This window comes from Xanthobacter sp. DMC12 (assembly GCF_056314105.1).
Genome location: NZ_JBQUYZ010000001.1, coordinates 933422 through 945629, shown reverse-complemented (window position 1 = coordinate 945629; position 12208 = coordinate 933422). Strand labels below are relative to the sequence as shown.

Annotated in this window: 15 protein-coding genes; 6 read left to right on the top strand and 9 right to left on the bottom strand. The window is 69.0% G+C overall.

Annotated features, from left to right (window positions below; translation table 11 throughout):
* Positions 1-3: 3 nt before the first annotated feature.
* The 6 genes from ACT535_RS04355 to ACT535_RS04330 all read right to left on the bottom strand — a co-directional run bounded on the left by ACT535_RS04355 (position 4) and on the right by ACT535_RS04330 (position 4960).
* Positions 4-876, bottom strand: a complete 873-nt coding sequence (locus tag ACT535_RS04355; protein WP_476363990.1) for a nucleoside phosphorylase — start codon at positions 874-876, stop codon at positions 4-6.
* 9 nt (positions 877-885) lie between these two features.
* Positions 886-1614, bottom strand: coding sequence for a glycosyltransferase family 2 protein (locus tag ACT535_RS04350; RefSeq protein ID WP_476363477.1), 729 nt, complete (start codon positions 1612-1614; stop codon positions 886-888).
* Positions 1615-2682 carry a radical SAM protein gene (locus ACT535_RS04345; protein ID WP_476363476.1) on the bottom strand — a complete coding sequence of 356 codons (1068 nt, stop codon included), beginning with the start codon at positions 2680-2682 and terminating at the stop codon, positions 1615-1617.
* Between the two features lie 37 nt (positions 2683-2719).
* A complete protein-coding gene (locus ACT535_RS04340) occupies positions 2720-3514 on the bottom strand; it encodes a TIGR04282 family arsenosugar biosynthesis glycosyltransferase (protein ID WP_476363475.1) in 795 nt (264 codons plus the stop codon).
* Between the two features lie 98 nt (positions 3515-3612).
* Complete coding sequence (locus ACT535_RS04335) at positions 3613-4260, bottom strand: pyridoxamine 5'-phosphate oxidase family protein (RefSeq protein ID WP_476363474.1); 648 nt, start codon at positions 4258-4260, stop codon at positions 3613-3615.
* Between the two features lie 139 nt (positions 4261-4399).
* Positions 4400-4960, bottom strand: coding sequence for a carboxymuconolactone decarboxylase family protein (locus tag ACT535_RS04330; RefSeq protein ID WP_476363473.1), 561 nt, complete (start codon positions 4958-4960; stop codon positions 4400-4402).
* A 136-nt stretch (positions 4961-5096) separates the two neighbouring features.
* Here ACT535_RS04330 and ACT535_RS04325 point away from each other — a divergent pair, with 136 nt between their 5' ends.
* The 5 genes from ACT535_RS04325 (at position 5097) to ACT535_RS04305 (ending at position 9171) form a co-directional block, all read left to right on the top strand.
* Positions 5097-6044 (top strand): LysR family transcriptional regulator, encoded by a 948-nt coding sequence (locus tag ACT535_RS04325; protein WP_476363472.1) that lies wholly within the window; start codon positions 5097-5099, stop codon positions 6042-6044.
* Between the two features lie 128 nt (positions 6045-6172).
* The gene (locus tag ACT535_RS04320) at positions 6173-7141 is read left to right on the top strand and encodes a metallophosphoesterase family protein (protein ID WP_476363471.1); all 969 of its coding nucleotides are present in this window, start codon (positions 6173-6175) and stop codon (positions 7139-7141) included.
* Between the two features lie 62 nt (positions 7142-7203).
* Positions 7204-7551 carry a cupredoxin domain-containing protein gene (locus ACT535_RS04315; protein ID WP_476363470.1) on the top strand — a complete coding sequence of 116 codons (348 nt, stop codon included), beginning with the start codon at positions 7204-7206 and terminating at the stop codon, positions 7549-7551.
* 52 nt (positions 7552-7603) lie between these two features.
* Positions 7604-8347: a sigma-70 family RNA polymerase sigma factor gene (locus ACT535_RS04310; RefSeq protein ID WP_476363469.1), complete on the top strand. Its 744-nt coding sequence runs from the start codon at positions 7604-7606 to the stop codon at positions 8345-8347.
* Positions 8344-9171 carry an anti-sigma factor family protein gene (locus ACT535_RS04305; RefSeq protein ID WP_476363468.1) on the top strand — a complete coding sequence of 276 codons (828 nt, stop codon included), beginning with the start codon at positions 8344-8346 and terminating at the stop codon, positions 9169-9171. The genes ACT535_RS04310 and ACT535_RS04305 overlap by 4 nt, the downstream gene beginning before the upstream one ends.
* 9 nt (positions 9172-9180) lie before the next feature.
* Here ACT535_RS04305 and ACT535_RS04300 read toward each other — a convergent pair whose 3' ends face one another.
* The 3 genes from ACT535_RS04300 to ACT535_RS04290 all read right to left on the bottom strand — a co-directional run bounded on the left by ACT535_RS04300 (position 9181) and on the right by ACT535_RS04290 (position 11324).
* A complete protein-coding gene (locus ACT535_RS04300) occupies positions 9181-9918 on the bottom strand; it encodes a haloacid dehalogenase type II (protein ID WP_476363467.1) in 738 nt (245 codons plus the stop codon).
* 39 nt (positions 9919-9957) lie between these two features.
* Positions 9958-10557, bottom strand: a complete 600-nt coding sequence (locus ACT535_RS04295) for a TetR/AcrR family transcriptional regulator (RefSeq protein WP_476363466.1) — start codon at positions 10555-10557, stop codon at positions 9958-9960.
* Positions 10558-10625: 68 nt separating this feature from the next.
* Positions 10626-11324: a glutathione binding-like protein gene (locus ACT535_RS04290; protein ID WP_476363465.1), complete on the bottom strand. Its 699-nt coding sequence runs from the start codon at positions 11322-11324 to the stop codon at positions 10626-10628.
* Between the two features lie 163 nt (positions 11325-11487).
* Here ACT535_RS04290 and ACT535_RS04285 point away from each other — a divergent pair, with 163 nt between their 5' ends.
* A complete protein-coding gene (locus ACT535_RS04285; RefSeq protein WP_476363464.1) occupies positions 11488-12195 on the top strand; it encodes a glutathione S-transferase family protein in 708 nt (235 codons plus the stop codon).
* The last annotated feature ends 13 nt before the right edge of the window (positions 12196-12208 follow it).

Here is a 12208-nt window from a genome sequence, read left to right as displayed (position 1 = left end):
CTCTCAGCGGGGGTGAACGGCGCAGTGCGCCATCCAGGCGGTGGCGAAGCCGGCGGCGAGGGCGATGGAGCGCGCCGCGCCGTTGTGGTCGCCCTTCTCGAAATCGCCATGCACGCGGCCAAGCTGGTTGGTGACATGGGCAAGGCACAGCACCGGCTTTCCTTGCGCATGTGCGAAGGCGTAGAGCGCGGCCGCCTCCATCTCGACCGCCAGCAGGCCCTCCGCCTTGCGGCGGGCGATGGCGGCCTCGGTTTCGCGAAAGGGGGCGTCGGTGGTCCAGGTGGCGCCGGTCAGCACCGGCCCGGTATCATCACTGCAGGCCGCGCGGGCGATGGTGATGACCTCCGGGTCTGCCGGGGCGAAAGCGGCGGGCGGCAGATAGTGGTAGCTGGTGCCCTCGTCGCGCAGCGCCCGCTCGATGATGATGTGGTAGGAGGGCGGCGCGTGCGCGGCGATCTGCCCGGCCGAGGCCACCGAGATCAGAAGCTCACAGCCGCAGACGAAGGCCTGCTCCGCCACCAGCACGGAGAAGGACGCGCCCACCGCATAGCCGACGATGCCGAAGGAGAGGCCCTCCGCCTCCCAGGTCCACATATCCGTGTGGTAGCAGGCCCAGTAAGGCGAGCGGACGGCGCCGAAATGCGCGCGCACATAGTCCACCATGTCCCCGTCGGGATCGAGCAGCACCACGCGCGGCACCGGGCCGGCATCGAGCCCCTTCTGGCGGCGCGCCTCGCGCATCATGTTCTCGGGCCGGAACACCGACGGCGCGCGGTGGTCGGCCCGCTCGATCAGCGGCAGAAAGCCGGAGGGCACCGGCACGGCGCGGTGAACGCGGGTGATTTCGTCGGCATCGTCGAAGGGCTGGAGCAGCATGGCGATCACTCACATCTTGTTCGGCGCGACGGCGGGCGCGGCGCTCTGGGTCGCGACCCGCAGGAAGGTGGAGACGATGCGGGTGCCGGCGGTCAGGGTGGTGGAGAGGTTGCCGGCCACCTTGGAGACACCGCCTCTGCGGCGGCGGTAGGCGACGGGAATCTCGACGACGGCGAGCCCGGCGCGGGCGGCGCGCATCTGCATCTCGATGTTCCAGCCGTAGGTCAGCTCCCGCATGCCGAGGCCGACCAGCGCCTCGCGGCGGATGGCGCGGAAGGTGCACATGTCCGAATAGGCGACGCCGTAGAGCGCGCGGATGCCGAAGCCTGCCGCCCGTCCCGCCGCGACCTGGTGCCAGGCCATTGCGCCCGGCTCGCGCACGCCCCGGGTGCGCGACGCGATGGCGAAGTCCGCCTTGCCCTCGGCGAGCGGCTTCAGCAGCGCCGGCAGGAAGGCGGGATCGTCCGCCCCGTCCGCATCCATGAAGGCGATAATGTCGGCGTCGCGGGCCTCGCACACGCCTTCCAGACAGGCGCGGCCGAAGCCGCGGCCTGAGGCGAGCACGGTGGCGCCTGACGCTGCCGCGATCTCGCGCGTGCCGTCGGTGGAACCGCCGTCGGCGACCACCACGAGATCGACGACGCCGGTGGGAATCTCCGCGAGCGTGGCTGCGATGGCCTCGGCCTCGTTCAGCGTCGGGATGACGAGGGCGACCCTCGGAGCGCCTGCGCGGGCCATCTAGAGGCTCCAGCGCAGGCCGCAATTGGCGCAGGCGGCCGGCGGCGTTTCGGAGAGGAGGCCGGCGCGGAACGCCTTGTAGGCGTCGCCGTGCCAGATGTCGTACAGCGACTGGGTTGTCGCGTCGCCCAGCGTGTAGTTTTCGTAGCCGCGCTGGGAGAAGGGCGCGATGCAGCAGGGCAAAGCGCGCCCGTTGGCGGTGAAGTACATCACCGTCCACGGCCGCCGGCACATGGACCAGGGCGAGCCGTCCTCCGGCCGCTTCAGGCTCATGCCAGGCTCGGCGGCCGCGCCGGAGGCGGAAAAGACCATCCCCAATTCCGCCGCCACCCGCGCCGCCTCGGCGATATAGGCGGCTTCATCGGTGTTGATCTGCTCGTAGAGCGCCTGGTCCGGGCGGGCCCGGCCGATGGCCTCCTGCTCGAAGAAGACGAGGCGCTGGAGATAGACCTCCCGCACCCCCAGCTCCGCCGCCACGCGCACGAAGTCCGGCAGCTCGGAGATGGTCTCCTTGAGGCCCGTCAGCCAGGCGGAAACGCGGGGATTGGTGTGGCCCTCCCGCTCCTGCAATTCCCGGAAAGCGCGCACGTTCTTCAGGATGCGGTCGAAGTAGTTCTTGCCGCGGATGGCGCGGTAGGAATGGGCGTTGGCGGCGTCGAGGGAGACGCGCAATTCGTCGAGGCCGGCGGCGATCATCGCCCGGCCGTTCTTCTCGGTCAGCACCGTGCCGTTGGTGTTGAACAGCACGTAGGTGCCGCGGTCCTTCAGGTAGCGGACCATGCGGTCGAGGTCTGGCACCAGCATGGGCTCGCCCACGCCATGGAGCACGCAGCGCTCGAGGTCGGGGATCTGGTCCACGATGGAGGTGAACAGCTCCCAGCTCATGTCCGCCGGCGGCTCAAGCTCCTCATAGGTGCGCGGGCAGGTGGTGCAGAGCAGGTTGCAGCGGTTCGTGGTCTCCAGATAGAGGCACACCGGTTTCCGGACCGGCACGCTGGTGCGGTCCGTTTCCACCCGCTCGAAATAGCGTTTGGAGATGGCGGGCGCGCCGGGGGTGAGGGCGTTCATCGGCAAGGTCCGTTGCTGGAAGGAGAGGCGGCCGCGATCAGGAGGCGCGGCGGCAGGGAGGATCGATGTCGGCGATGGGCAGGCCGAGCCGTTTGGCGAGGCGTCCCTGGGCGAGAAGGCGCCGGAGCAGGTCCGCGCTGTTGCGCGCCGCGCCGCGGGCGAAGGGCGTGGTGCCGAAGGGGACGCCGGCGATCAGCTCGCCATGGAGCAGGCGCAGCGCGTGTGCATCGTCCACGTCGTACCAGGGGGGCAGCACATGGACGGGAAGGCCGATCTCGGCGGCGCGGGCCAGCGTCTGCTCGAAGACGCGCTCGGTGCTCCAGTCGATGTCCGCGAACAGGTGCCAGTGCGGCGCCTTCAGGCCGAGCACATAATAGCCGCCGTCCGTGGAGGGGCCGAGCACGGCGCGGTCGCCGGGCCGGGCGAGAACTTCCGCGAGCTCCGCGAGCAGGGCAGGGGGCAGCGTCGGGCTGTCGGAATTCAAAACGGCCGCCGCGGGATGACCGAGGGCGAAGAGATGGGCGAGGGTCATCGTGAGGCAGGCGCCGAAATTGGCGGCCACGGCCTCCATCCTCCCGACGCCCGGAGGGAGCACGGCATCGAAGAAATGCGCAGCTCCGGTCGGTCCGTAGGCCACATAAGGCGAGACCGGCGCCGTTCGTCCGGCGGCGAGGATGTTGCCGACGATGTCCTGAATGAAGGCGGTGTTGAACGCCGCCGCCTCCGACGGGGAGAGAGGCGGACAGAGCCGTGTCTTGGTGCGGCCCGGCGCCGAGGCCTTCGCCATCACGGCGATGGCACAGGCACGCGCGTCCTCGCGCAGGTCGATCATGGCTCGTCCCCGTTCCGGTTTTGCTTGTCTGTGGAAGAATTCGTGGTGGAAGCGGCCCCCGTTACGTCGCTCACGAACGAGTGAACGGGAGCTTCGCTTCACGTAACTGCGGTGTCGCCCGCGCCGACGAGGCCGCGCAGGCGCGTGACTTCCATTTCCAGGGCGGCGATGCGCGCCTCGCGCTCCTGCAAGGCGGCGGCGACGAGCACGGCGTCGATCTTCTGCGGGATGTGCTGGGGGCAGTTGACGTCCCACGCCGAGACCTTGAGGAGCAGGGCGCGCTCGGGAATGGCGCCATAGTCCTCGGGCATCAGGCGGGCCACGAGATCCGCATCGCCCTCCACCACGGAAAGCTCGCCCCAAACCTTGATGCGGCGGCGGTGGGTGTAGTCCATCAGGAAGAGGAAGGCCTTCGGGTTTTCCGAGGCATTGCCGACCGTGATGTACTGCCGGTTTCCGCTGAAGTCCGCCATGCCGAGGGTGTGTTCATCCAGCACGCGGATGAAGCCCTTCGGTCCGCCGCGATGCTGGACATAGGGCTGGCCGGCGGCGTTCGCGGTGGCGAGGAAGGCGGTGTCGATGGCGCCGAGGAATTGCACGAAATCCGGCGTCAGCTCCGTGCGGAAGCCGCCGCGCGCCTCGACGCGGGCATAGGCCTGGCGCGAGCCGCGCGCCTGCTGCGCCGCCTTCACCGCCGCCGTGAAGGCGACATCGCTGGACGGGGGGATCGCATGGGGTTCGGACATGGCAGCCTCCTTCGGAAAACACGAGGTGCCGGGCCCCGTGAGGGGCCCGGCGGTGAGGCTTCGGCTGGCACCCGTCCACGCTCCGCCGTTTGAGGGGCGGTTCGTCCGGCGGAGCGCGTTCGGATGCCGGCCGCAGGCCTCAGGCAGCCCGCGGCGCGCCGGAGCGCACCACGGGAAAGTCGATCTCGGTGCCGGCGACGTTGTTGAGGTAGTTGGTGAAGATGTTCACGGCGACATGCGCCACCACTTCCACCAGTGCACCATCGTCGAGGCCGGCAGCGCGAGCGGCGGAAAGCTCCGCATCGCTCACCTGGCCGCGCTTGGCGACCACCGCGCGGGCGAAGGCCAGGGCGCCCTCCGCCTTGCTGTCCGCCGCGCGTCCGGCGCGGGCGAGGGTGACATCGGCGTCGGTGAGGCCGGCGCTCTTGCCGATCAGGGTATGGGCGGAAAGGCAGTAGTCACAACCATTCACCTCGGCGACGGCGATGGCGAGGCTCTCGCGCGTCTTCGTCGGCAGAGCACCGCCGCCCAGCGCGCCCGACAGACCGATGAGGCCTTCCAGGGCGGCGGGGGCATTGGCGGCGACCTTGAACAGGTTCGGCGTGGCGCCGAACTTCGCCTGGACGGCGGAGAGCAGCTCCTTGGCCTTGCCGGCGGTGGTGGCGGGATCGAGGGCCGGGATGCGGCTGGTGTGGTCCATGGGGGCGCCTTTCGCGTTTCGCTTGGGGTCGGGCCGGCGTTCGATCGCGGCCCGGTGACGAATAGCTAGGGCTTCCCGCTCTTGTGCTGAATGGCTATAATCTGAAAGCTATTGTTTCATTATCTGAAATCGAACCATGGACCGCATCGACGCCATGACCGCCTTCGTCGCCGCGCTGGACGAGGGGAGCCTTGCCGGTGCGGCACGGCGGCTCGGGCGCTCGCCGGCGGCCATCACGCGGGCGGTTGCCCTCCTGGAAGAGCGGCTTGGCACGCGCCTCCTCCACCGCACGACCCGTGCGCTGCATCTCACCAAGGCCGGCGAGAGCTATCTCGCCGCCTGCCGCGCCATCCTCGCCGAACTCGCCGAGGCGGATCAGCTCGCGGCGGGCGAGCGCACCGATCCGCGCGGCCTGCTCTCCCTCACCGCGCCGGTCACCTTCGGGCGGCTGCATGTGGCGCCGCTGGTGGAGGAATTGCTGGAAGCAAATCCAAAGCTGGAGGCGCGTCTGCTGCTGGTGGACCGCGTGGTGAGCCTCATCGATGAAGGCCACGACGCGGCGGTGCGCATTGGTCCTCTGCCGGATTCCAGCCTCGTGGCCACCCGGGTCGGGGAGGTGCGCCGCGTGGTCTGCGCCAGCCCGGCCTATCTCGCCGCCCATGGCGTGCCGCTTGTGCCGGCGGACCTCGCCGGCCACCGCGTCGTCTCCTTCTCCCAGATCACCGACAATGCCATCTGGAGCTTCGCGCCCGGTCCCGGCGGCGGCTCGCGCAAGCAAGTGACGGTGCGCCCGCACTATGTGGTGAACGGCGCCGAGGCGGCCATCGACGCCGCCGTGCGCGGCCGTGGCATCACGCGCGTGCTCTCCTATCAGGTGGAAGAGGCGGTGGCCGCCGGGCGCCTCGTGCTGCTTCTGGAAGATTATGAAGGGCCGCCCTTGCCGGTGGCCATCGTCTACCCCGAGGCGCGCCTGCCGGCGGCGAAGCTGCGCGCTTTCGTGTCGTTCACTGTGCCCCGCCTGCGCAGCCGGCTCGCCGCTTTGCCGGTGTCCTCCGCCGCAAAAAATCTCTCCGGTCGGGAATAAACCGTCCCGCTCCCCGGTCTTGGCCCCTGTGGGACGCCCTGAGGCGACGCCCACGCCTCGACCGCCGCCGCTCCGAACGGGCGCGCGGTCCCAGCGCCGGGAGCACCCGGCGCCATGCGGAGAGATCCATGAGCAGACACGAACGGCTGTCCTCCGAGACCGCCCCCTTGCGCGACGCGGACGGCATCGACCGGCGCGGCTTCCTCGAGTGCATGACCTGGGCCGGCACCGGCATCCTGTGGTCCGTGACCGGCGGGGTGGCAAGTGGCGTCGGCCTCGGGCGCGCGCTCGCGGCGGAGCCGGCGAAGACGCTGACCTTCCTGCAGATTTCAGACAGCCATGTGGGCTTCGACAAGGCCGCCAATCCGGATGCGCTGGGCACGCTGCGCGAGGCGGTGGCGCGCATCCGAACCCTGAAGGAAAAGCCCGCCTTCATGATCCACACCGGCGACATCAGCCACCTGTCCAAGGACAAGGAGTTCGACGACGCCGACCAGATCATCAAGGAAGCCGGCATCCCTGTCTTCTACGTGCCGGGCGAGCACGATCTGCTCGATGAGGGGCAGGGCAAGGCCTATCTCGACCGCTACGGCAAGGGATCGAAGGGCGCGGGCTGGTATAGCTACGACCATGGCGGCGTGCATTTCATCGCGCTGGTCAACGTGGTGAACCTGAAGGCCGGCGGGCTCGGCAATCTCGGCGCCGAGCAGCTGGAATGGCTGGAGAATGACGTCGCCGGCCTGCCATCCTCGACGCCCCTCGTGGTGTTCGCCCACATCCCGCTCTGGACCGTCTATCCCGAATGGGGCTGGGGCACCGCCGATGGGCTGGAGGCCCTGTCCTACCTGAAAAGGTTCGGCTCGGTGACGGTGCTCAACGGGCACATCCATCAGGTCATGCAGAAGGTGGAGGGCAACATCTCCTTCCACACCGCGCGCTCCACCGCCTTCCCGCAACCCGCGCCCGGCACTGCCCCCTCGCCGGGGCCGCTGAAGCTGCCGGCGGGTGAGCTGAGGAAGAATCTCGGCATCGCCACGGTCAATTTCATTCGCGGCTCGGAGCCGCTCGCCATCATCGACAGCCCCCTTGAAGGCTGAGGCGCCGTTCGCCGCCGCGTTACGGCCGGCTGCGGCCGGCCTCATCCAGCAAGGAGCTTCCCTTGAAACCGTCGCGTCTTCTCATCCCGCCGCAGGTCGCGGCGCTCGCAATCTGTCTCGCCCTTGGTGCACTCGCCACGCCGGCCATCGCCGAGGACGTCACGGTCAGCATCGACAATTTTACCTTCACGCCCGCCGAAGTCACCGTGACGCCGGGGACCACGGTCACCTGGATCAACAATGACGATATTCCACACACCGTGGTGGATAAAAAGCAGGCGTTCCGCTCGAAGGCTCTCGATACGGAAGGGAAGTTCTCTTTCACCTTCACGAATGCGGGAGATTACTCGTATTTCTGTTCCCTTCACCCGCACATGGTCGGAAAGGTCATCGTGAAAGCGGGCGGCTGACGCCCTGTTGGGAGCGGCTGCGGCCGCTCCCTCCATCTGGAATGGGCATGGGATGATCTCGATTGCGACCTTCCCGCTGGCAAGCGGGCGGCGGTGGTGCGGCGCGGGCCCGGGCGGGCTGCGCGGCCTCTTCGCTGCCGTTGCCCCTGCGGTGCGCGCCCTCTTCGCCGTGGGCGCCGCACCGGTGGAGGGCGCTGCCCCGCGCGCCGAGGAGACGCGTCCCGGCCGGCCTCTCACCTCGACGGAGGCGGCGCGCTTCCGGGCCAGCATGCTGCCGCATCTCGACGCCGCCTATACGCTCGCCCGCTATCTCACCCGCGATGCGGACGCCGCGCAGGATATCGTGCAGGAGGCCTATCTGCGCGCGTATCGCGCCTTCGCCGATTTCCGGGGCGGCAGCGCGCGCGCCTGGCTGCTGGCCATCGTGCGCAATTGCCATCTGAACTGGCGGGAAGATCGCCGCCGCGAGATGCAGCGCCGCGCGCCGGACCTCCCGTCCGCGCACGAGGACGCAGGGATGGAGGATGCGCTCGATCTGCTGGTGGACGGCGAGACGCCCGAAACCATCCTGCTCCGCCGCGCGCAGGCGGACCGGGTGCGCGGCACTCTCGAACTGATGCCCGAGCCCCTGCGCGAGGTGCTGGTGCTGCGCGAGCTGGATGACCTCTCCTATCGCGAAATCGCGGACGTTGCGGGCGTGCCCGTAGGCACCGTCATGTCGCGCCTTTCCCGCGCGCGGCGCCATTTCGCCGACCTGTGGGAACGCGTCGCCGGAGGGGCGGAGGCGGTGCGATGAGCGAAGATCCGGGTCGCACGCCCGAGCCCTGCGCGGAGTGGGACGCGCTTCTCAATTCCTACCTCGACGGGGAACTCGACGCCGTCCATGTGATGGAGGTGGAGCGGCATCTGGCCTCCTGCCCCGCCTGCGCGGCGCACCTGCGGCGGCTGGAAGATGCGCACGCGCTGCTCTCCTCCGGCGCGGCACGCTGGCCCGTGCCCGAGGGGCTGCACGGGAGCGTGGTCGCCGCCTTGGCGGCGGAGGAGGCCTCGACTACGCGGGGGACCGAATGGACCGCAACGGCTCTCTGGCGGCGGCTGTGGGGCGCCGCGCCGGCCGTCTCGCGCGAGCGCTTTGCGCGCTGGAGCCTCGTGCCCTCCCTCGCGGTGCTGGCGGTCGCGCTCTTCATCGCCGTTCTGCCGCCGCGCGGGGGCGCGCTGGAGGACGAACTGGTCGCCGGCCATGTGCGCTCCTTACTGGCCGACCACCTCACCGACGTGGCCTCCTCCAACCAGCACACGGTGAAGCCGTGGTTCGGCGGCCGCATCGATTTCTCCCCGCCGGTGGTGGACCTGTCCGCCCGCGGCTTTCCGCTGGTGGGCGGGCGGCTCGATTATGTGGGGGGGCGGGTCGTGGCGGCGCTGGTCTATCGCCGCAATGGCCATGTCATCAACGTCTTCGTCTGGCCCGGCGCGTCCGGCGCCCACACGGTGAAGGGCCGCGACGGCTACACGCTCATGGGCTGGAGCGAGGCGGGGCTCTCCTATTGGGCGGTGTCCGATCTCAATCCGGTGGAACTGAAGGAGTTTCAGGAGGATTTCATGGAAGCGCTGCCAAAATAGCGCCCCGCCTCAGACCGCGATGTGGCGGCTCACCAGTTCTGACAGGCTGGCGACCACCACGTCCGGCGCATGGCCGAGGGCTTCCTCCTGCGTCCGCAAGGCGCGGTAGAAGGCCGAGGCCGTCAGCGGCCCGGTCGCCGCCAGCTCCGCCGCGAGGGCGGCTTCCGGCACGCGGGAGATGCGGGCGACGTTGAACCCAAACTTCTTGGCGCCGGCGATGTCGAACCCGTTGGACGAAACGAACATCACCTCGCCGGGCTTCACACCAAGGCGCTCCTCCACCAGCTCATAGGCACGAGGGTCCGGCTTGAAGCTGCGCTTCGCATCGACGCTGATGGTGTCCTCGATGAAGGGCGCCAGCGGCGAGTTGCCCACCAGCGCCTGCAACATGCCGGGGCTTCCGTTGGAGAGGATCGCCCGTCGCACGCCGGTGAGGGCGGCCAGCGCCTCGGCGGCGTCCGGATACGGCGTCAGGCGGTTGTAGGCCTCGGCAAGGGCATCGAACAGCGCTTCGGTCGGCTGGAGCCCGAGGATGCCGAGCGTGTAGGTGAGGGCGCGGCGGGTGACGGACCAGAAGTCCTGATAATCCCCCATGAGCGAGCAGAGCCAGCTGTATTCCAGCTGTTTCATCCGCCACACCTGCGTGATGATCTCGCCATGGCCGGGGAAGGCTGCATCGGTAACGGCACTCACCGACTGCACATCGAACAGCGTGCCATAGGCATCGAACACATAGGCCCGGATCATGGGAGGCGTCCTGCTGCGGGGGAGGGATCGCCTGCCGGATCAGCCCGGCGGGCGCGGATCGAGGGCGGCGAGGGCGGGCTTCACCACCCCCTCCAGCAGTTCACGGCCGGGGCGCAGGCGTGCCAGCACGCGCAGGCCGAGGTGGACGCCGAGGAGCATGCGCGCCAACTCCTGCGCGGTCTCCCGCTTCTGGATCGTCCCATCCTTGCGGCCGGCCTCGACGCGGCGGGTGAGGAAGGCTTCCACCTCACCGAGGGAGGCGAGGGCGGCGGCACGCAGTTCGGGATCATGCGGCCCCATCTCCACCGCCGCATTCACGACGAAGCAGCCCTTCATGTCCGGATCGTCCAGCGCGCGCTCCAGCGTCTCCCGGAAGAAGCCGGTTATGGCGTCGCGCGGGGCCATGCCGGGGGCCTCCAGCCGGCGGATGCGTTCCGCCATGCTGTGGCTGGCATAGCGCTCCAGCGCCTTCTCATAGAGCGTGCGCTTGTCGCCGAAGGCGTTGTAGAGGCTGGCGCCGGTGAGGCCCATGGAGGCGGCAAGGTCACGCACCGAGGTCGCTTCGTAGCCGCGGGTCCAGAAGCAGCGCAACGCCGCGTCCAGTACCTCGCCCTCGTCGAATGCCCTCGGCCGCGCCATCGTAACCCGTCTTTCCCGCGTCTTTCCGCCTGACACCCGGTGCAGCGTAACCCGCGCCGGGTGCGGCGTCATCCGGCCTGCCGCGCGGTCTGGCCGAACAGGATCTTCTTGCCTTCCTCGGTCACCGTTGGCCGCTTGGTGAAGGGCTCGCCCTTGGCGTAGGCGGCGATGGTCGCCGGGCGCGCCGCCACCGCATCGAACCAGCGCTTGAGGTGCGGGAAGGTGTCGAGGTCCTGCTGCTGGCGCAGGTAGGGCACGATCCAGGGATAGATGGCCATGTCGGCGATGGAATAGTCCTCCCCCGCCACGTTCGCGCTCTTGCCGAGGCGGGTGTTGAGCACGCCGTAGAGACGGTTGGTCTCCTTCACGTAGCGCTCCATGGCATAGGGGATCCGCTCCGGCGCGTACTGGACGAAATGGTGGTTCTGCCCCGCCATGGGGCCGAGCCCGCCGACCTGCCAGAACAGCCATTCCAGCACGCTTTTCCGTCCGCGCACGTCGGCGGGAATGAAGCGGCCGGTCTTCTCCGCGAGATAGAGGAGGATGGCGCCGGACTCGAAGATCGAGATGGGCGCGCCGCCGTCCGCAGGCGCATGATCGACGATGGCCGGCATGCGGTTGTTGGGGGCGATGGCAAGAAAATCCGGCTTGAATTGATCGCCCGCGCTGATGTCGACGGGGATGACGTTGTAGTCGATGCCCGTTTCTTCCAGGAACATCGTGATCTTGTGACCGTTCGGGGTCGGCCAATAATGCAAGTCGATCATTCTGGATCATCCATGGCGTGTCATGTCGCCGCCGGGATCTGGCACGCGACAGAAATTTGCGAGGCGGACAGCTTGCGCGGACGTCCGATGCGTGCATTCTATATCAGTCGTTCTAAAACGCAAACGCGCCCGCTTCGGCGGCTGCCAGCGAAGGGTGATCCCGTTGATCCGCTTCTATTTCCATCCCACGCCCAACCCGGCCAAGGTCGCGCTCTTCCTGGAGGAGACGGGCCTTCCCTACGAGGTGATCCCCGTGGACACCGCCAAGGGCGAGCAGCACCTGCCGGCGTTCCGCGCCATCAATCCCAACGGCAAGGTGCCGGCCATCGTGGATACGGACGGGCCGGGGGGCGTCGAGGCGCGGGTGTTCGATTCCACCGCCATCCTCCTCTATCTCGCCGAGAAGACTGGCAGCTTCGGCGGCGACCCCAAGGACCGTCCGGAACTGCTGTCCTGGCTCCTCTTCATCGCCAGCGGGCTCGGGCCGTTCTCCGGTCAGGCGGTGCATTTCCAGCACGCTGCGCCCGATGGGCTCGGCTATGCCGTGAACCGCTACAGGCGCGAGGCGGAGCGGCACTATCAGGTGCTCGACGACCTCCTCGCCACCCGCCCCTACATCACGGGCAAGGACTACACCATCGCCGACATGTCGGCCTGGGGCTGGGTCCTCCGGGCATCGCGGGTGCTGAAGGGCGAGGACGATCCCCTCGCGCGCTTCCCGCACATCAAGCGCTGGTTCGCCGATGTCGATGCCCGTCCCGCCGCCGTCCGCGCCCGTGAGGTGGGCAAGGATCACACGTTCAAGGCCTCGGGCGACGAAGCCTCCCGGCGCGCGCTCTTCCCCTCCAACTATCCGCCCGCGGCGGAGTGAGGGACGAAGAGAG